23 protein-coding genes are annotated in these 19,531 nt (G+C 39.7%); all 23 read left to right on the plus strand.

Annotated elements, in window-relative coordinates:
- Positions 1–6 precede the first annotated feature (6 nt).
- A complete protein-coding gene (locus NYP69_RS00410) occupies positions 7–1,296 on the plus strand; it encodes a phage portal protein (protein ID WP_415704842.1) in 1,290 nt (429 codons plus the stop codon).
- A complete protein-coding gene (locus NYP69_RS00415) occupies positions 1,253–1,987 on the plus strand; it encodes a head maturation protease, ClpP-related (RefSeq protein WP_421793201.1) in 735 nt (244 codons plus the stop codon). The genes NYP69_RS00410 and NYP69_RS00415 overlap by 44 nt, the downstream gene beginning before the upstream one ends.
- A 2-nt stretch (positions 1,988–1,989) precedes the next feature.
- Positions 1,990–3,174 carry a phage major capsid protein gene (locus NYP69_RS00420; protein ID WP_473412825.1) on the plus strand — a complete coding sequence of 395 codons (1,185 nt, stop codon included), beginning with the start codon at positions 1,990–1,992 and terminating at the stop codon, positions 3,172–3,174.
- Positions 3,175–3,204: 30 nt separating this feature from the next.
- A complete protein-coding gene (locus NYP69_RS00425) occupies positions 3,205–3,483 on the plus strand; it encodes a head-tail connector protein (RefSeq protein WP_473412826.1) in 279 nt (92 codons plus the stop codon).
- Positions 3,484–3,816 (plus strand): phage head closure protein, encoded by a 333-nt coding sequence (locus NYP69_RS00430; protein ID WP_473412827.1) that lies wholly within the window; start codon positions 3,484–3,486, stop codon positions 3,814–3,816. It abuts the gene before it with no gap.
- A complete protein-coding gene (locus NYP69_RS00435; protein ID WP_473412828.1) occupies positions 3,813–4,193 on the plus strand; it encodes an HK97 gp10 family phage protein in 381 nt (126 codons plus the stop codon). Before NYP69_RS00430 ends, NYP69_RS00435 begins: the two co-directional genes overlap by 4 nt.
- Positions 4,186–4,524 carry a hypothetical protein gene (locus NYP69_RS00440; RefSeq protein ID WP_116691949.1) on the plus strand — a complete coding sequence of 113 codons (339 nt, stop codon included), beginning with the start codon at positions 4,186–4,188 and terminating at the stop codon, positions 4,522–4,524. Before NYP69_RS00435 ends, NYP69_RS00440 begins: the two co-directional genes overlap by 8 nt.
- Entirely contained in the window at positions 4,508–5,080 is a 573-nt protein-coding gene (locus NYP69_RS00445; RefSeq protein ID WP_473412829.1) for a major tail protein, read from the plus strand. Before NYP69_RS00440 ends, NYP69_RS00445 begins: the two co-directional genes overlap by 17 nt.
- A gap of 18 nt (positions 5,081–5,098) precedes the next feature.
- Complete coding sequence (locus NYP69_RS00450; protein ID WP_014554474.1) at positions 5,099–5,464, plus strand: hypothetical protein; 366 nt, start codon at positions 5,099–5,101, stop codon at positions 5,462–5,464.
- A 288-nt stretch (positions 5,465–5,752) separates the two neighbouring features.
- Complete coding sequence (locus NYP69_RS00455) at positions 5,753–6,409, plus strand: hypothetical protein (protein ID WP_032812428.1); 657 nt, start codon at positions 5,753–5,755, stop codon at positions 6,407–6,409.
- On the plus strand, positions 6,402–6,815 hold the full coding sequence (locus NYP69_RS00460; RefSeq protein WP_016815980.1) for a hypothetical protein: 414 nt from the start codon (positions 6,402–6,404) through the stop codon (positions 6,813–6,815). Before NYP69_RS00455 ends, NYP69_RS00460 begins: the two co-directional genes overlap by 8 nt.
- Positions 6,816–6,900: 85 nt before the next feature.
- The gene (locus NYP69_RS00465; protein WP_473412830.1) at positions 6,901–9,468 is read left to right on the plus strand and encodes a hypothetical protein; all 2,568 of its coding nucleotides are present in this window, start codon (positions 6,901–6,903) and stop codon (positions 9,466–9,468) included.
- A gap of 2 nt (positions 9,469–9,470) precedes the next feature.
- Complete coding sequence (locus NYP69_RS00470; protein WP_473413070.1) at positions 9,471–10,133, plus strand: hypothetical protein; 663 nt, start codon at positions 9,471–9,473, stop codon at positions 10,131–10,133.
- 12 nt (positions 10,134–10,145) lie between these two features.
- On the plus strand, positions 10,146–12,953 hold the full coding sequence (locus tag NYP69_RS00475) for a phage tail spike protein (protein ID WP_473413071.1): 2,808 nt from the start codon (positions 10,146–10,148) through the stop codon (positions 12,951–12,953).
- 45 nt (positions 12,954–12,998) lie between these two features.
- Positions 12,999–13,163, plus strand: a complete 165-nt coding sequence (locus NYP69_RS00480) for a hypothetical protein (RefSeq protein ID WP_019260890.1) — start codon at positions 12,999–13,001, stop codon at positions 13,161–13,163.
- Positions 13,163–13,534, plus strand: coding sequence for a toxin (locus NYP69_RS00485; protein ID WP_019260891.1), 372 nt, complete (start codon positions 13,163–13,165; stop codon positions 13,532–13,534). Before NYP69_RS00480 ends, NYP69_RS00485 begins: the two co-directional genes overlap by 1 nt.
- Before the next feature lie 161 nt (positions 13,535–13,695).
- On the plus strand, positions 13,696–14,115 hold the full coding sequence (locus tag NYP69_RS00490; RefSeq protein ID WP_421787420.1) for a phage holin family protein: 420 nt from the start codon (positions 13,696–13,698) through the stop codon (positions 14,113–14,115).
- Entirely contained in the window at positions 14,108–15,028 is a 921-nt protein-coding gene (locus NYP69_RS00495; RefSeq protein ID WP_473412831.1) for a GH25 family lysozyme, read from the plus strand. Before NYP69_RS00490 ends, NYP69_RS00495 begins: the two co-directional genes overlap by 8 nt.
- A gap of 148 nt (positions 15,029–15,176) precedes the next feature.
- Entirely contained in the window at positions 15,177–15,584 is a 408-nt protein-coding gene (locus NYP69_RS00500) for a helix-turn-helix domain-containing protein (protein ID WP_473412832.1), read from the plus strand.
- A complete protein-coding gene (locus tag NYP69_RS00505) occupies positions 15,571–15,783 on the plus strand; it encodes an SHOCT domain-containing protein (RefSeq protein ID WP_004104948.1) in 213 nt (70 codons plus the stop codon). Before NYP69_RS00500 ends, NYP69_RS00505 begins: the two co-directional genes overlap by 14 nt.
- A gap of 60 nt (positions 15,784–15,843) precedes the next feature.
- Complete coding sequence (locus tag NYP69_RS00510; protein ID WP_473412833.1) at positions 15,844–17,439, plus strand: recombinase family protein; 1,596 nt, start codon at positions 15,844–15,846, stop codon at positions 17,437–17,439.
- Positions 17,409–17,825 carry a DNA recombinase gene (locus NYP69_RS00515; protein ID WP_473412834.1) on the plus strand — a complete coding sequence of 139 codons (417 nt, stop codon included), beginning with the start codon at positions 17,409–17,411 and terminating at the stop codon, positions 17,823–17,825. Before NYP69_RS00510 ends, NYP69_RS00515 begins: the two co-directional genes overlap by 31 nt.
- A complete protein-coding gene (locus NYP69_RS00520; RefSeq protein ID WP_473412835.1) occupies positions 17,822–19,399 on the plus strand; it encodes a recombinase family protein in 1,578 nt (525 codons plus the stop codon). Before NYP69_RS00515 ends, NYP69_RS00520 begins: the two co-directional genes overlap by 4 nt.
- Positions 19,400–19,531 lie beyond the last annotated feature (132 nt).

A 19,531-nucleotide genomic window follows, 5' to 3' on the forward strand; every position in this document is an offset into this window, starting at 1 on the left:
TGGGTCATGAATATTTTTAGTAAAATTTTTAAGAGTAGAGATAAGCCTGAGAATCGTTTTAACTTGAATGCTCAAAGGTTTATTAGTGGCATGTCTTCTTCGGGTAAGAGGGTGAATGAGCGTTCGGCGATGCAGATGACGGCTGTCTACTCGTGTGTGCGTATCTTGTCTGAAGCGGTGGCGAGTCTGCCGCTTCACGTGTATGAGCGGACGAGTACGGGTACGGCTAAAGCGGTTAAACATCCTTTGTATAAGGTGCTTCATGATGAGCCGAATCTTGAAATGACAAGCTTCGTGTTTAGAGAAACACTGATGACGCATCTACTGTTATGGGGTAATGCTTACGCGCAGATTATTCGAAACGGTAAAGGCGAGGTTTTAGGCTTATACCCTTTAATGCCTGATCGTATGAGAGTTGACCGGGATGAGAGTGGCCAAATTTTTTACGAGTATACGTTAAATGATAGTGATGTTTTAGCGGGTAAAGAAACGAGTGTGAAACTTAAGCCCTTTGACGTGCTTCATATTCCCGGTCTTGGTTTTGACGGTCTTGTTGGCTATTCGCCTATTGCGATGGCAAAAAACGCTATCGGTATGGCGATAGCTACGGAAGAGTATGGTGCATCGTTTTTCGCTAACGGTGCTACACCAAGCGGAATCTTGGAATACCCCGGAACAGTAAAAGATCCGTCTGGTATGAGGGATAGTTGGAATAAGGGGTTCTCGGGTTCTAACTCGCATAAGATAGCGATTTTAGAGGAAGGCATGAAGTATACGCCTATTTCTATTTCGCCTAACGAAGCACAGTTTCTTGAAACTCGTAAGTTTCAGATTAACGAAATCGCTCGTATTTTCAGAGTCCCACCACACATGGTTGGTGATCTGGAAAAATCAAGTTTTTCTAATATTGAACAGCAGTCGCTGGAGTTTGTGAAATACACGCTTGATCCTTGGGTGGCACGGTTTGAACAGTCTATTACGAGACGGCTTTTTACTGATAAGGAGAAAGAAACCTATTATGTGAAGTTTAACGTGGATGGTCTTCTTCGAGGAGACTATCAGAGTCGTATGAATGGTTATGCTACCGCTCGTCAAAACGGTTGGATGAGCGCAAACGATATTAGACAGTTAGAAAACTTGGATAAGATTCCAGCCTGTGAAGGTGGCGACTTGTATTTGATTAACGGCAACATGCTCCCGCTTAACCGTGCAGGAGCGTTCGCAAACAGTAGCGGAAAGGAGGAAAAAGGTGATGAGGAAGTTTTGGCAGTGGAAAAACCAGGCGGTCAACAGTGAGAATAATGAGATTTTTGAGAGGACACTGTTTCTTAACGGTACGATTGCTGAAGAATCATGGTTTGATGATGATATTACACCACAACTTTTTAAAGACGAGTTAAACGCTGGTAGTGGGAATATTACAGTGTGGATTAACTCGCCTGGCGGCGATTGTGTGGCTGCGGCACAAATCTATAACATGCTCATGGATTACAAGGGTTGTGTGACGGTCAAAATTGACGGTATTGCAGCATCGGCTGCATCAGTGATTGCGATGGCCGGGACAAAGGTTTATATGAGCCCGGTGTCAATGCTTATGATCCATAATCCTATGACGGTTGCTTTTGGCAACAGAAACGAAATGGAAAAAGCAATATCAATGCTTGATGAGGTCAAAGAGTCCATTATTAACGCTTACGAGATTAAAACAGGGCTTAACCGTGTGAAACTGTCGCATTTAATGGATTCTGAAACGTGGATGGATGCTAACAAGGCGGTAGAACTCGGGTTCGCGGACGGTGTTTTAACTAGAGGTGAAACCACTGATATTGGCATACCACAAGTTTCAACACTGTATTCGAAAGCAAGCGTGCAAAACACGTTATTGGAAAAAATATGTAAAGCCTGCCGGATAAGCGGTAAGGAAACAAACAATATTAGCGCAGACGATCTTATGGATCGTCTTTTTTTAATCAAAAATTGGAGGTAAACATGATGAACACTATTTCAAACATGGTTGAGAAACGTAACAAGGCCTGGCAGGGTGCAAAAGCTTTCCTTGAGTCTAAACGTGACAAGGACGGGCTTATTTCAGAAGAAGACGCGAAAACCTATGATGAGATGGAAGCGAAAGTGAAAGCTTACAGTATGGAAATTGAACGCTTGGAGCAGATGGAAGTAATGGATAAGGAGCTTTCAAAACCAACATCTGAGGCGATTGTTGCAAAACCTATGAAAACAGGTGTGAACCTTGAAAAACAAGGTCGTGCGCGTGACGAGTATAAGCAGGCGATGCTTACAGCTCTTAGAAGTAATTTTAAACGAGTTGATAACGTGTTGCAGGAAGGCGTGGACGCTGACGGCGGGTATCTTGTGCCGGAAGAATACGATAATCGTCTGATTGAAACGTTGAAAGAAGAAAACATTATCCGCTCTCTTGCTACCACGATTACTACTAGTGGAGAGCATAAGATTAATATTGCGATGAGTGATCCTGCAGCAGCTTGGATTGAAGAAGGCGCAAGCCTTAACTTTGGGGATTCCAAGTTCGCGCAAATCCTGCTTGACGCTCATAAGCTTCACGTTGCGGTAAAAGTTACTGAAGAACTCTTGCATGATAATGCATTTAATCTCGAGAATCATCTTCTCACATCCTTCGGCATGGCGCTGGCTAACGCTGAGGAAGACGCTTTTCTTAACGGGGATGGCGTGGGAAAACCGACTGGTATTTTCAACAAGAAAGACGGCGGCACGTTCCTTAAAGAAACAGCCGGTATTAAAACTGATGATCTGATTGATCTTGTCCACGCTTTGAGGCGACCATACCGTAAAAACGCGAGTTTTATTATGAACGATAAAACAGTCGCGAGCATACGAAAACTTAAAGACAATAACGGCGCGTACGTTTGGCAGCCTTCATACCAGGATGATGAGCCGAACAGGATTCTCGGATACCCGGTATACACGTCTGCTTACGCGCCTGAAAACATGGTGGCTTTTGGCGACTACTCGTACTACAACATTGGCGACCGTGGTTCACGCTCGTTTAAAGAGCTTACCGAACTTTTCGCTGGAAACGGCATGATAGGTTTCGTCGCTAAAGAGCGTGTAGACGGCAAACTCGTGCTTAAAGAAGCAGTACAGATTCTGCCTGTTAAAACAAGCGTAGCAGCCTAAAAGACGGCTAAAAGTTAAGGAGGGGTGTTGATGATAGTTACAGTTGAGGAAGCAAAAAACTATCTTAGGGTGGATAGTAGAGAAGATGATGAGCTTATCAACACCCTTATTTGTTCTGCTGAAAAACTCTGCCAGGGAGTGGCTCGTAAAAACGATAGTAGTTTGATTAGTGAAAACTTTGACGAGTATCGGCTCGCAGTCTTATACGCTACAGGCTACTTGTATGAGCATCGGGAAGAAGCCGACCACCATGCGCTTATGCTTACCTTACGTTCGATGCTTTTTACTGTTAGAAAAACGGGGTTTTAAATGAGAATAGGCTTATTAAACGAGCGTATTGTGCTGCTTAAAAACAGTGTAGAGGTTGATGAGGTTGGTAATCATAAGATTAAGTGGAGTAAATATTACGAGTGTTACGCTACGGTGAGTGCTGAAAGTCCCATAGAAGAGACTTCGGCGGGAAACGTGTGGGATGAGTCAAAAATAGATTTTACTATCCGCTATTCGAAAGAAACAGCCGTAGTCTCATCGCTTGGTTACAGGATTATTTTCCGTGATACGGTTTATGAGATTTTAGGTGTTGACCACATGAATTATAAGAAGAAAAGCCTGAAACTTCACTGTAAGAGGTGTAAAAAGTGAGCAAAGTAAGTATTGGCGGCCTCTCTAAAGAAGTTATTAGAGAGCTTAAAACTTACGCGAAAGTTACAACCGGGAAAGTAAAAGAAGCAGTAAAAAACGCTGGTAAAACAGCAAAAGAAGAAATTAACGTGACAGCTCCTAAACGAACTGGAGCGTATGCGAAAAGTTGGGCTGTTAAAACATTAAGCGAAACAGGCAGCGGGCTAGTTCTCGTAGTGCATTCTAGAAACAAGTATCAGCTTACACACTTGTTAGAGTACGGTCATGCTAAACGAGGCGGCGGACGCGTGGAAGCTAGAGCACACATTGCTGAGGCTGAAAGTAAAGCAGTACGAAGTTTTGAAAAAGAAATAGAGGAGGCGGTTAAAAATGGGTAATCTTTTAAACATTATGAGGGAGATAGGTTTTCCTTTCGCATACCATCATTTTGCTGAGGGAGAATCCCCTAATCCGCCTTTCCTCCTGTTTCTTACGCCTGCGAGCAGTAATTTTGCGGCAGACGGGAAAACGTATTTTAAAGCAAACGAAGTTCATATTGAACTATACGCGGACTATAAGAATCCCGTGCTGGAAGAACAAGTTGAAGCCGTGCTTGATAGGCACGGCATTTTTTATAACAAAACAGAAGCGTTCATAGAGTCGGAACAGCTTTATGAAACACTCTACATTTTTGAAATGGAGGTAACAATAAATGGGAAACAAGGTTAAATACAATCTGAAAAACGTGTATGCTGCAAAACTTAAAAAAGATTCGAGTGGTTTCTCCTACGATGAGCCTAAGCCGATTCCGGGGGCGGTGAGTATAAGCCTTGAGGCTGAGGGTGAATCCTCACCGTTTTACGCTGACGGGATTGTTTACTTCAGGTCGACTGCTAACAACGGTTACAGTGGTGACTTGGAAATTGCTCTTATACCTGAATGGTTTAGGACGCAAATACTACGAGAAGAACTAGATAAAAACGGTGTTCTGGTTGAAAACGCGAAGATTAGTGAAACAGAAAAATTCGCGCTCCTGTTTGAGTTTGATGGTGACGTGAACGCTATCAGACACGTTTTATATAACTGTTCAGCAACACGACCGTCTATCGAGTCAGAAACTAAGGAAGACACTATAGAACCGGGCACGGAAACTTTGTCGCTTACGGCTGATCCTAGAGAAGATGGTTTGGTGAAATCCCGTAGCGGTGACACTACTTCAAAAGAAACCTATGAGAAATGGTATAAGAGCGTGTATGTTCCGCAAGTTAGCGCGGAAAACAAATAAGTTTTAAAGGGGGTAAACGTGTTAGAAAAAACAGTAAAAGTAAATGGTAAAGACGTGAAGTTTCGTTCTTCAGCCACTATTCCAAGATTGTATCGTATTAAATTCAAGCGTGATATTTTCAAAGACCTGTCAAAATTAGAGCAGTCGTTTAAAATCAACGAGGGTGTTTTTGAAATAGCAGATCTTGAAATTTTTGAAAACGTGGCTTATATCATGGCTTATCACGCGGATAATAGTATTCCAGCGAGTATTGATGAGTGGCTTGACGAGTTTGAAATGTTTTCTATCTACGAGATTCTTCCTGAAATTCTAGAACTTTGGGGAGCAAACTTGGAAACTGAAGTAAAATCTAAAAAAAATTTAAAACAACAACACGGCAAATGACAACCGCGTTGTTTCTTCTTAGATGCACCGAAATCGGGATTAGTATTTGCGAACTGGATCTTTTAACCATCGGCATGGTTTTAGACATGTGGACGGAGAAAGCAAACGATAGTGTGAAATACGATAAGCTCGCAAGCCAAACAGAGTTTGATAAGTTCTAATTTAAAGACTTGAGTATTTTTGGTATGATAATGATAAATATAGTAATAAGCACAAAAAATGGGAAAATATATTTACATTAATATCAGATTGATGTAAAATGAAAAGATTTACGAAAGGAGTATGAATATGATTTATTCAAATGAAAGAAAACTATATTTAAGTGGTTGGCTAAAGAATAATGACAATACATCATATGAGACCCCTTTAAAGTTGCAAAAATTTTTGCTGTTTTATGAAGCCTTTACGAAAGTATCTGGAGAAACACCTGATTTTAGTCATTTAAGAGGGTATAAAAAAGGTCCGGTATTTAGTAATGTTTGGGGAGATTATACTAAGGAAAGAGCAAGCTTTAATGTGGCGGCTCAGAATGCGTATGATAAAAATGTTGAAGCTATTAATGTTAAAAGGGCTGAAAAATGCGCTTTTATAGTTGGTACTATGACGGAAAAGGAATTATCTGATCTTACACATCAGATGAATCTTTGGAAATCAAAAGAAAATCGCATTGTGTCTGGTGAGTATCAAGTAGATTTAGATGAATCGGACTTCAATTATAATGATAAAAAACTGATCGATGCATTAGATGCAATGTATTCAACAAATATGGTAGAAAACTCAAAAATTATAAATTTAGATAAAAAATACTTTGTATTTTCAAAATCTGATTCGGAATTACTTACGGAGAAACATTTCGATATGATGCTTACTCTTGCGGAAAATGAAGAACTCCATAATCCAGTATTCGTCGATATTGACGAAGAAGGGAGGCTTCTGATTGATTAACGAAAAAGATGTTGTGAGGATGAAAGTGCCTTATCCGTCTATATCGGATGGGATGGCTGTGGCTTCACATATGTATATTTGTAATAAACATTCGGGTACAGTGTATGAGTATATTAAATGTCAAACACTAAAACCTTATATGCTTATTAGAAACCCAATGGTTCATTATCATGATGAGCAGCCAGATATATCTAGGAATCCATTTACGCGACCAACTAGAATAGATTGTGATAAGTTATTTCTGACAACTACAGTACATTATGATGATCGATTAAAAACATTAAATCGTCCAGATGTATGTGAGGATTTATTTAGATCTGTACGAGTAGAATTATTGAAAGACGGCTATACGAACATAAATATAAATGAAATAGAACTAAAGAACTTGAATAGATTGATTTACTGATAAATTAATCATGGAAGATTATTTCTAGCACTTACTAAATAGTAGGTGCTTTTTTCATGCCTATTTTTAGGAAGGAGGTGAAGTTATGGCAAACAGGATTAAAGGTATTACTGTTGAAATTGGTGGGGATACTACAGGCTTGGATAAGTCTTTACAACAGGTGAATTCGACTATTCGCTCAACCGAGCAGTCGCTTCGTGATGTTAATAGGCTTTTGAAACTTGATCCGACAAGCACGCAGCTTTTAAGCCAAAAGCAGGCTTTTTTGCAGAAAGAAATCCAAGAAACGTCTAATAAGCTTAACGTTTTGAAACAGGCTGATAAGCAGGCTAAAGTACAGTTGGAAAACGGGGAGCTTGGTAGAGACAAGTATGATGCGTTGCAGCGTGAGATTGTTGAGACAGAAAATAATCTTGATAGTTTAAAAGAAAAATTAAAACAGGTAGGTAGTGTTAGTTTAACCAAGCTTAGTAGCCAGTTTGATAGTACGAGTAAAAAGATAAAGAAACTAGGAGATGGTATGTCATCTCTTGGTCAAAGTTTAAGCACGAAAGTTACGCTGCCGATTGCTGCTATTGGTACTGCTGGTTTTACTGCTGCAGCAGACTTACAGGATGCTATGGGGGCTACAGAGCAGATTTACGGTAAGTCTGCTAACAAGATGCTTAAATGGTCAGGAAGTTTGAAATCCTATTATGGTATTGCTCAAGGTCAAGCTTTAGAGTATGCGAATACTATGGGCGCGATGTTGAAAAATATTGGTGGGAAAAGTGATGCTGAAGCAGCTGAGATGAGTCAGAAGCTGGTTGCTCTTGCAGGCGACTTGTCTGCTATGTTTGGTGGCACAACCGAGTCTGCTGTTCTTGCTTTAACAGGCGCGCTTAAAGGTAATAATGCGATGCTTGACAATTATGGTATGGGTGTTAACGAGGCGACTATTAAAGCTAAAGCTCTTGCCATGGGTTTGCATGATGGTAGAGGCGCGATGAGCTTGCAAGCGAAACAGGCTGCTACTTTGGCTCTTATTATGGAGCAGACTGCTGACGCTCAAGGGCAGGCTGGGCGTGAAGCTGCGGGCGCTTCGGGTTCTATGAAGATTCTAAAAACAGAGTTGCAGAATATTGCTGCGACTATTGGTAATGTTTTACTTCCCGTCATAACACCATTAATGCAGAAAATTTCAGCATGGCTTTCTAAATTTAAACAGCTTTCTCCAGAAAGCCAAAAACTTATAGTGACACTTGGGCTGATTGCTGCGGCAGTCGGCCCTTTTTTAGTGGTTCTTGGAACGTGTATTTCTAAAATAGGTGTTGCTATACAAGGGTTTTCTAAACTAGCTTTGTTTATAGGTAAAATGTTCGCAAGTTTTACTTCCGGCTCTAGTATTCTTGAAGGGTTAGGCGCTGTTTTAGGTGGAGTATCTGCGCCAATACTCGCGGTTGTTGCGGTTATTGGTGTTCTGGTAGCAGCTTTTGTAACCTTATGGAACACTAACGAAGAGTTTAGAAACAGTGTTATTGCTGTTTGGGAGAAAATTAAGGAAACTTTCACCGGTTTTGTTAATGGTGTTAAAGAAAAACTGTCAAGACTTGGTATTGATTTTACGAGTATTGTTGAAGGGCTTAAAACAGTGTGGAATGGTTTGTGTGCTATTCTAGCTCCACTGTTTGAAGGCGCTTTAAATTTAAGTTTTACTAGTTTCAAAACCGTTCTTGATTTAATCACAGGCGTTTTAGACGTTTTTATAGGCTTGTTTACCGGTAACTGGTCTCAGCTTTGGAATGGTGTAAAAGAAATTTTTACTGCTGTTTGGAACGCGGTTAAAAACACGTTCATAACGGTATTTAACACGTTAAAAAACGTTTTTAACGTGTTTTTGTCTTTCTTTGGCACTAGTTGGAACAAACTGTGGTCGAGTGTGAAAAACTTTTTCATGAATGTTTGGAATAGTATCGTATCGTTTTTCACTAACGTTTTAAACGGTATTAAAAACACTGCAACAAGTGTTTGGAATGGTATTAAAACTGCGATCATGAGCGTGGTAAACGGTATTAAAACAAGCATTTCAACAGTGTTTAATTCAGTAGCAAACATGGTTAAGTCTGTGTTTAACGGTATTAAAAACACGGTTGTGTCAGTTTGGAATGGTATTAAAACTGCGATCATCACTCCGATTGAAGCGGCGAAAAACAAGGTTAAAGCAGTAATCGACGCTATAACAGGGTTTTTCTCTGGCATAAAACTTAGTCTTCCTCATATTAAACTGCCTCATTTTAGTATTAAAGGACAATTCTCTCTTACACCACCGTCTGTACCGTATCTTGCTATCGACTGGTATAAGAAAGCAATGAACAAGCCAATGCTGTTAAACGGGGCGACTATTTTCGGTGAGAAAAACGGGCGTATGCTTGGCGGCGGAGAGAAAGGCCCGGAAGTGATCATGGGGCTTGATGCTTTGCAGAATATGAGTGCGGGATCAAACACGCAAATGCTTAATGTTATGAACCAGATTCTAACGATTATGGACGCGTATTTCCCACAGTTTTCCAACCAGAGTATTGTGCTCGACACTGGCGAACTAGTGGGTGGTATCGCGCACAGGATGGACAGTGAGCTTTTCAAGCTTCAAACAAGAAAAACAAGGGGGTGGTAAAAGTGTATGGGATGCTAATAAACGGGTTGCATAGTTTTAACGATCTAGGGCTGGTTGCTACAAGCCGTCCACTCGTTCAACTTCCAGAACCTAAATTAGAGTATTTGCAAATACCAGGCAGGCAGGAAAGTATTGATATTAGTGAAAGTCTTGCCGGTGAAGTGTTATACGAGATGCGTGAAGGATGTTTCGAATTCATTGTCGCAAACAAAAACAAGTGGAGTGAAACATGCCATAGGGTTAAAACGTTAATCCACGGCAAGAGTGTGAAACTGTCTCTTGATGATGAACCATTGTTCTACTATCAGGGTCGAGTGTGGGTTAGTGGTTTTAAATCGGATAAAAACTATTCAACTCTCACACTCAACTATAAGCTGCAACCATATAAGTATAGTGTAGATGATTCGGATGGTGTTCGCACAATATGGGGTGTGCAAGTAGATGATAAGCGGGAAATAACACTCGTTCACGATTTTGACATGACACTGATTCCAGAATTTAACAACCTGTCATCTAACAGTATGCTACTGGATTCTAATGGTAAAAAGTATGAGATTAAAACAGGTTTTAACCGTTTCCCACAGCTTCGTTCAAAAATAAGCATGAGTTTAACATTCGTTGGAAACGGGATGGTAAATATTTCCTATAAAAGGGGGTGGTTGTGAGTGTACAGGATCATGCTTGATGATAATACGATTTACTATCCGAATGATGACAAAGCGGTACTTGATGATATTACGTTAAATTTGGAACTTAATACTGCGGGAACGTTAACGTTTACTTGCCCTAGTCAAAACCCTTGCTATGAGCTTATTAAAAACCGGAAATCAATAGTAAGCGTGTGGCGTGACGATGAGGAGATTTTCTTCGGCGAGGTTAGAGAACAAGTAAAAGACTTGTATGGTAGTAAGAAAGTAACTTGCGTAGGGTTGTTAACTTACTTAGCGGATAGTATTCAACCTCAGAAAGAATATCATGATCAGAGTTCCTACCAGCTTTTAGAAAAACTTTTACAAGCTCATAACAGTCAGGTAGATGATTATAAGAAAATAAGAATTGGTTTCGTCACAGTATCTGACTCGAATGATTCACTCTACAGGTTTACTAATTTTGAAACCACGCTTGAAGCGATTATGGGAAAAATGGTTGAAAAGCTTGGCGGATATTTGCGTCTTAGAAAAGAAGACGGGAAACTTTACTTAGATTACCTACGTTTAGAAGAAATAGGTAAAGCTACAAGCCAGCATATTAGTTTCGGCTTGAACCTGCTTGAATATGCGGAAAACCTTTCAGCAGAGGATGTTACTACAGCGGTTATTCCTCTCGGGAAAGAGTTGGAAAACGAGAATAGTGAAAACGAGGTTCTTAAAAAGCATGTTGATATTACTTCAATAAACAATGGGAAAAACTATATAGTATCTCGTGAAGCGCAAAAAACATTCGGCTGGGTTTGTAAAGTTATTAATTTTAATAATGTGACAGTTCCAACTAATCTTATGCGTAAAGCTGTTAAATGGTTACAGGATAACCAGTTTGAGCATGTAGAAATAAGCCTTAGCGCGGTTGACTTATCCGCGTTAGGTTTATATTATGCGACGATTAAGTGTGGGGATAGGGTTCGTTGCCTCGCTCCACAATTTGGCATGGACCGTGTGTTTCCTGTAGTAAAACAGACTATACCGATTCAAAAACCAGGCGAAATGAGAATCGTGCTTGCGAGCAGGATTTCTAAAGGGTATGTGCAAAACGTGTCGCATGCTGTTCAAACGTTAAAAGAAGAAACGGTTGAAGCTAGAAAAATTGATAACGAGCGTGTTAAAGCTGCGATCGATAATATTAAAGCGCAAATGGGTAATTCTCAAAGCGGCTATAAGATAAGCGAATACGATAGTAAAGGCATGTGGGTTCGTGACCTTTACATGGATACGCCTGATAAAAACACTGCTACAAAAGTTTTACAGGTTAACATGAATGGTATTGCTGGAAGCCATAACGGTTTTTCAGGCCCTTACAGTACTGCGATGACTCTTGACGGCATGGTGTATGGTGACAGGATTATCGGGCATTCGATTGACGCGGAAAAACTTTCAGTTTCTTACACTTCCCAGGTAGAAAAGCAGATTAGTAAAGCAAAAAACGAGGCTATAAAAGACACTGGTAGGAGGCTTGAAAACTATTACACGATAAGTGAAATCAACACGAAACTCAATGTTACAGACGGTAAGATTGAGGCTGGTGTTGAAAGCGTTAACCATAGTCTTAAACAGAAAAACGGTAACTATTACGGTTCGTATACTCCAAGCCAGTTTAACGCTCCTATGAGCTTGTGGCTGACTGATAGTGAAAAAATGCAGCATGTTGGTGATTTTTTCTACGACACGTCAACCGGCTACGCTTACAGGCTTATTGTTAAGCAGGAAAGTTTAGCCGTAAAATTTAATGAGAAGTCGCACACGGAATCAGCTTTTGACGATTTTGTAGACATTTTTTACAAGTATGAGGATAAAATTTACGCTATACCGGGTTTAACTGGTGAAAAAATTTCTGGCGCAACAGTGTTTGTTCCATCAAGTGAGTTTTGGCTACATTTTAGAACTAACTGGTCTCCGTTTGACAATTATGGTTTTAAGATTGATAGCATTAAAAAAGAGTATTCAGGAGAAATTTCAGGATACGTGTCTAAACTGCCTGAAGATATTAACATTATTGAGGTTGAAGGTGAAAATTATCCTGAGTCTGAACACCCGTATAAAGGTGGAACAAGCAAACTATGGCATTACGTTTCAGCTGACAGTATAAGTAGTTTTAGAACGTTCGCTTGGGCAAGAGTTAAAGATAAAGACATTGAGGCTGCTAAATTCACGGCTGATAAGGCTATTTCTAAACTAACCATAGTAGAAGATTCCATATCTTCAATGGTTAAAAAAGGTGATTTTGGTAGTTTCATGCAGCAAAACTATAACAGTTTCCTTCTCGGGTTTAACCATTCGAGTAAATACGTGCAAATAACACCCGGGCAGATAGAACTTTACGATGGTGAAGTTGATGAGGATCATAAAAGAGCTGTTTTTGATAAAAATGGGAACAACTTCTACCGTAACGGCGTGTATATTGGCTATGTTGGAACCGGCGAGTGGGAAGAAGATAATTCTCACAAGGGTCTAGTTTTTCATCTTACTAGCGACGGAAAGTATATGGCTTTCGCGCAGCGTAAATCAGCTGATGAAGAAACATACGCTACTATGCTGTGTTTTTCACGTTCGCAAAGCATTTATAAAGAGTATGGTATTCACGCTGGATGCAACTTTTACATGCACGGTAACAAGATTATAGATCCTGTTTGGCAAGACGGTGCAGGAGCAGACGCGGATATTAACTATGTGCAGATTATTGAAATGAACCAGGATGGTAAAGCTTCAAAATGGGGTTCTAACGCCCACATGGTGTTTAAAAACGGGATACTCATGAAAGTTAAATACTATTAAAAAACGCGGGTGGAAGCGTTAAGCGAATGTAGAGGAGAATTTGTTATGGAAAAACTAATTATTCACACAAACAAAATAGTGGCTAATAAAGGCACGCGCTTAAAAGACGTGACAGAAAGTATTACAACACCTGTAGTTGATAATACGAAAATTTTATGCGAAATCAGCCACAAGCTGGATATTATTCTAAAAAAGATTGGAGGAGAGTAGTGGTGAAACCGACGATTAGCTACGCGGTAGCTGTGCAAAAATATAAGGCTGAGTTAAACGAAAAAATAGTCGAGTTGAATAAGCAAATACCAATACCTACTTACATGATAGAAGGCATTGTTGCAAGCGTATTATCTGATATGCGTTCGGCAGTGATCGCGGAAAACTCGATGGAATATGAAGTGTATGTGAAACAGTTAGAAGACTATTTTAATTCTAGAGAACGCGAACTTAACGACGAGATTTTGAAAATAAAAGCCGAAAAAGCCGAAAAAGACGAAAAAGATGAAAAAGATGAAAAAGATGAAGCGGCTGGGAAAAGTGTAAAAGATGAAATGGTTGATGAAGGTGAAAAAGATGGTAAGGAGTAGTCATGTGTTGAAAAATAATATCAGTTGAAATACTGAAATGTTGAAATGTTAGGGCAGGTGTGGTTTAAACCATGCCTGTCCTTTTTTTATTACTTTCTACTTTTTGTTTTTTGTTTTTATAAGAGTACTGGCAAATGTTAGGAAAACTTGTAAGGAGAATTATGAGAGGATTTTGGAATATTGCTCAACTGGCTTTCACACTAGTAGGCGGCTGGCTGGGATACTTTTTAGGCGGGTGCGACGGGCTTATCCTCGCACTCGTTTTATTTGTGGTAACGGATTATATTACAGGCGTGATGTGTGCGGTCACGGATAAGAAACTGTCTAGCAGCATTGGTTTTAAGGGCATTTTTAGAAAGGTGCTCATTTTTATGCTTGTTGGCATAGCAAACATTATAGATTTTCATGTTTTGAAACAAGGAAGCGTGATTAGAACCGCAGTAATTTTCTTCTACCTATCTAACGAAGGATTATCTTTAACCGAAAACGCGGCTCACCTGGGGCTTCCCGTGCCTGAGAAATTAAAAAACGTTTTAGAACAATTACACGACAAGAACAGAAAGGACAATACTCATGAGTAAAAAAGGAATAGACGTATCAGAATGGCAGGGTGACATTGATTTCAACGCGGTGAAAGTATCCGGCGTTGAGTTTGTGATCATTCGAGCAGGATACGGTATCGGATGCAAAGACAAGTGGTTTGAACAGAACTATCGTAAAGCAAAAACAGCCGGTCTTGACGTGGGAGCCTACTGGTATTCGTACGCAAACTCCAGTTCTGAGGCAGCTGAAGAAGCTCAAAGCTTAATGAACATGCTTTCAGGTAAAAGTTTTGAGTACCCAGTTTACTTTGATTTGGAAGAAAAAAGCCAGCTTAACCGTGGGCGAGCTTTCTGCGATTCGCTGATTACAAGTTTTTGCAATAAGCTGGAAGCTTGCGGGTATTATGCAGGTTTTTACACTTCGCTTTCAGCTGCTAATAATCTTGTGTCATCTCATGTTAGAAACCGTTACGCTCTCTGGATCGCACAGTGGAACACGAACTGCAATTATCAAGGCTCGTATGGTCTTTGGCAATACTCGTCAAACGGCAGCGTTCCTGGAGTAGCCGGCAGAGTTGACATGGACTATGCTTACAAGGATTATCCAAGCATTATTAAAAACGCTGGCCTAAACGGGTGTAAAAACGGCGGCTCCAATCAAGCTGCGCGCACCACAAGTATTGATGAGGTGGCGCGAGAAGTTATTAACGGCTCTTGGGGTAACGGAAATGAGCGTAAACAGCGTTTAACTTCAGCCGGATACGATTATGCGAGCGTGCAAAATAAAGTTAATGAGCTTCTTGGTGTTAAAGCTTATAGAAAGTCAGTTGATGAGCTTGCACGTGAAGTAATCCGAGGCACGTGGGGTAACGGCAGCACTCGTAAACAGCGTCTAACTCAAGCCGGATACGATTATGATACGGTACAAAAACGAGTAAACGAACTCTTGTAAAACAGTTTGAAACATGTAAAGCCCGAGGCTTGTTCCTACATTGGAGCAATCCTCGGGCTTTTTTTTATTTTTTAAGGTTAAATTATCAAGTCAAGAGGTTAAAAAACACTGTTTTTTCTTTGCCTGTGATGTAAGGAGGCACAGGCAAATGAATATGGAAGAAAAACAGCAAGTCATACAACTTCGTAGTGAAGGCTTGGGTTATACGAAAATAGCTAAACAGTTAAATCTTTCAGTTGATACGGTTAAAAGCTACTGTAAGCGCAACAATCTTGGCGGCGTAAATGTTGGCAATAGCGTTCAATTATGTGATTTATGCGCTAAGCCTGTTAAACAGAATGCTGGTCGTAAAGTTAAACGTTTCTGCTCTGACGCGTGTAGAAACGCATGGTGGAGTAAGCATACACAGTTGGTAAAAAGACAGGCAAACTATGAGTGTGCTTGTCTTAACTGCAAAAATTCTTTTATCTCTTACGGTAATAAAACCAGAAAATACTGCTGCCACGCCTGCTATATAGAACATCGTTTTGGAGGTGAGCATCATGCAAATAAGTAATGATGCTCACGGGCTAAAGGATGTTAAAGCGAGAGCTTGGACAAAAGAGAGTATGCAGGCGGATTTTCGTTTTGAAATAGCCGAAAAACTTACCGCTTCACTCTTTAAAAAAGGGCTTATCAGCGAGCAAGAAAAAGAAAAAATAAGCCGTCTTAACAGGGAAAAATTTCACCCGTTTTACAAGGAATTATTGGGTTAAAAGCTTGATAAACACTGCTTTTAGAGTGATGAATAGTATTAGCTGAAAGTGAGGGAAATAGTGAAAGAAATAATAAAAATAGACTCTACAATGCGAAAAACTGGTTTTGAGAAAAAGACGCGGGTTGCAGCGTATGCGAGAGTTTCTAGTGATAGTGATGAGCAGCTTCTCAGCTTAGAAGTGCAGAAGGAGCATTACGAAAACTATATTAAGTCTAATCCCTGCTGGGAGTATGCGGGACTTTACTTTGACGAGGGTATTAGCGGCACGAAAATCGATAAGCGTGAAAGTCTTAAACAACTGCTTAAAGACTGTCAGAGCGGTCAGATAGACAGGATTATTACAAAGTCTATTAGTAGGCTTGCAAGAAACACGGTTGACTGTCTTGAAATAGTTAGAAAACTTACCGGTCTCGGTATTTATTTGTATTTTGAGAAAGAAAACATTGATACCGAGCATATGAGTTCGGAGCTTATGCTTTCTATCCTGAGTTCTATTGCACAAAGCGAATCAAGATCCATCTCGGAAAACAACACGTGGTCAATTCAAAAAAGGTTCGAAAACGGAAGCTTCGTCATTCCCTGCCCTGCGTATGGGTATAAAAACGAGAATAAGAAAATGATTATAGTTCCAGAGCAAGCCAGGGTAGTAAAAGAAATTTTCAACATGGCTCTTTCCGGCATGGGTGGAGAAGCAATAGCACGAGTATTGACCGATAAAAAGATTCCAACTAAAAAGGGCGGAAGTTGGACTTCAAGTACCGTGAACGCTGTTTTGACTAATAAAACATACACAGGTGATGTGATTTTTCAGAAAACATACACGGATGATAGTTTTAACCGTCATAAAAACTGTGGCGAGAAACAACAGTATGTTATTGAAAACCATCATGAGGCTATCATCAGTCATGAAACTTTTAATCTTGTAAAAGAGATTATCGCGTGGAGAAGAAGTGAAAATAACATAGTATGTGGTAGTGGTAAGTACAATAAGCTTTATGCGTTTTCAGGTAAAATTCGTTGTGGTGAGTGTGGAAGCAAGTGTAAAAGACGAATAATTTATCAACATAATAAGGCGTATGGCATATGGGTTTGTATAACGCATCTTGAAGATATTCATGCTTGTTCACAAAAGTCTGTTATGGAAAGTTATCTTAAAATTTCTTTCCTGCAAATGTTAAACAAGTTAAAAGCAGGATACGTTCAAATGTTGACTCCTCTCGTAGAAAGTTTGAGAGGTGTGAATAATAAAGACGGTTTGAACAAGGTTATTGAACTCGAAGAAAAAATAGCTAAGTTGCAAGAACAGGAGCAAGTACTCAGTAAGCTTTTAGCCGGTGGCTACATTGAGATGGATTCCTACTATCTAGAAAGCAATCAGCTTAAAACGGAAATGGATACTTGTCTTAAGGAAAAACTTCAGCTTTCCAACAGTTTAAACGGTAACTTAACGCACTTAAACGAGGCGCAAAAACTTCAACGGTTCGTAAGCGTCACAGAAGTATTTAGCGAGTTTAAGGACAAGGATTTTCTGGATTTTGTAGACGGCATAGTGGTAAAAAGCAGAACAAGATTTCTTTTTATTTTGAAATGCGGATTGGAATTAGAAGAAGAGGTGAAAGAAACATGGCACACATCCCATATGGTTACAGAATAGTAGACGGTAAAGCGGTTATAGATGAAGTAAAAGCTCAAGAAGTAAGAGAGTTTTTTCGTTTCTATCTTGAATTTAAAAATATTTCTCAAGCTGCTAAAAAATCAGGTATAAAAAGGGATTGGCCAGTCACGGGCAAAATTCTTAGCAAGAAATTGTATTTAGGAACAGAGTTTTATCCTCAGATTATCGATGAGGATATGTTTAGACAAGTGCAACAAATAAGGCATGAGAATGCTATCAGGAATCATCGTTATAAAGAGCCTAAGCCAATAAAGGAAATTCGGCTTATTACAAGCTACCAGTTAGAAAAGGTAGAAAAGAAATACGATGATCCTTATCGGCAAGCAGCATACGCGTACAGTCAAATCAAGGGAGGTGTAAAATGAATGCCAACGTTACAATTATTCCACCAAGAAAAATAGCGGGGAATACGGTAGATAAGCATAAAGATAAGCCGAAGTTAAGAGTAGTAGCGTATTGTCGTGTCAGTACTGACAGTGAAGAACAGGCAACAAGTTATGACACGCAAGTTCAGCATTATACGGATTATATTTCAAGAAATCCTCTCTGGGAGTTTGCAGGCATTTACGCTGATGACGGTATTTCAGGAACCAGCACGAAAAAACGTGTCGGTTTCAACGACATGATCCACGATTGCATGAGTGGCAAAGTAGACATGGTTATCACTAAGTCGATTAGCCGTTTTGCGAGAAACACTATAGACTGTTTAAAGTTTGTTAGACAGTTGAAAGACAAAAACATTCCGATCATTTTTGAAAAAGAAAACATCAACACCATGGAAGCAAGCGGAGAACTATTGCTTACTATCATGGCTTCTTTAGCTCAACAAGAATCAGCGTCGCTTTCTCAGAATGTGAAGCTTGGACTTAAGTTTCGCTACCAGGAAGGCAAAGTGCAAATCAACCATAACTGGTTTTTAGGATACACAAAAGACGATGAAGGGAATCTTGTAATTCTTGAACAGGAAGCAAAAGTCGTAAGAAGAATCTATAGAGAATATTTAGAAGGAGCAAGCCTTAGAGACATAGCGGAGGGCCTTGAAAAAGACGGCATTAAAAACGGTGCCGGGCATTTAAAATGGAATTTATCTAATATTAAAGGCATCTTGCAAAACGAAAAATATATTGGTGATGCTCTTTTACAAAAAACCATCACGACAGATTTTATTAACCATGTTCGTATAAAAAATGATGGAACAGAACCACAGTATTATGTAAAAGATAGCCACACGCCTATTATTCCAAGAGATATTTTCTTTAAAGTTCAAGAAGAAATGGTAAGACGAGCCAACATGTTTAGTGGTGAGGAGAATAAAAAAAGAAGAGTTTATTCCAGCAAGTACGCTTTATCCAGCCTATGTGTTTGTGCTAAATGCGGGGATGTTTACAGAAGAATTGCTTGGAACAATCGAGGAGTGCATTCTGTTGTCTGGCGTTGTTGCACCAGAGTGGAAAATGGTCCTAGTGCTTGTGACGCTCTGACAGTACAAGAGAACGAACTGCAGTCTGCCATAGTGAAAGCCATAAACAAGGTGTTTAGTATATCGGATGAAGTGTTGGATACGTTGAAGAATAATATTAGAGAAATTATCGCGGGCAATAACTTAAACGAGATTGAAACGGTTGATAAAAGAATTGCAGATAAACAAGCGATACTATTAACCTTGCTTAAAGCTAAAAAAGACTACACGAAAACTGCTGATGAGATTGATGAGCTTAAAGGTAAGAAACAGCAGCTTCTTATAGAAAAAGCAGGTCAAGAAGATGCTAAAAGACGAATCAGAGAAATGGAAGATTTTCTGAAAAGTGAGCGTCACGATATTAGTGAATATGACGAGAAGCTGGTAAGAAAGTACATCAAGAAAATAAAAGTTTACGAGGATAGGTTCAGTATAACTTTTAAATCAGAGATTAGTGTGAATATTGAAAGGGCATCGTAAAAGCCAAAAGACTGTGAGCGTTTGAAATGTTACAAAAGTCATCCTAGGGGGAATCCTCTCTAGGCTGACTTTATGCTCAGAAATCAAGCTATTAAGCCAATCTTAAACCTTTTAACGATAGCTTTTTCTATC

Source organism: Gardnerella sp. c17Ua_118, from assembly GCF_055804255.1.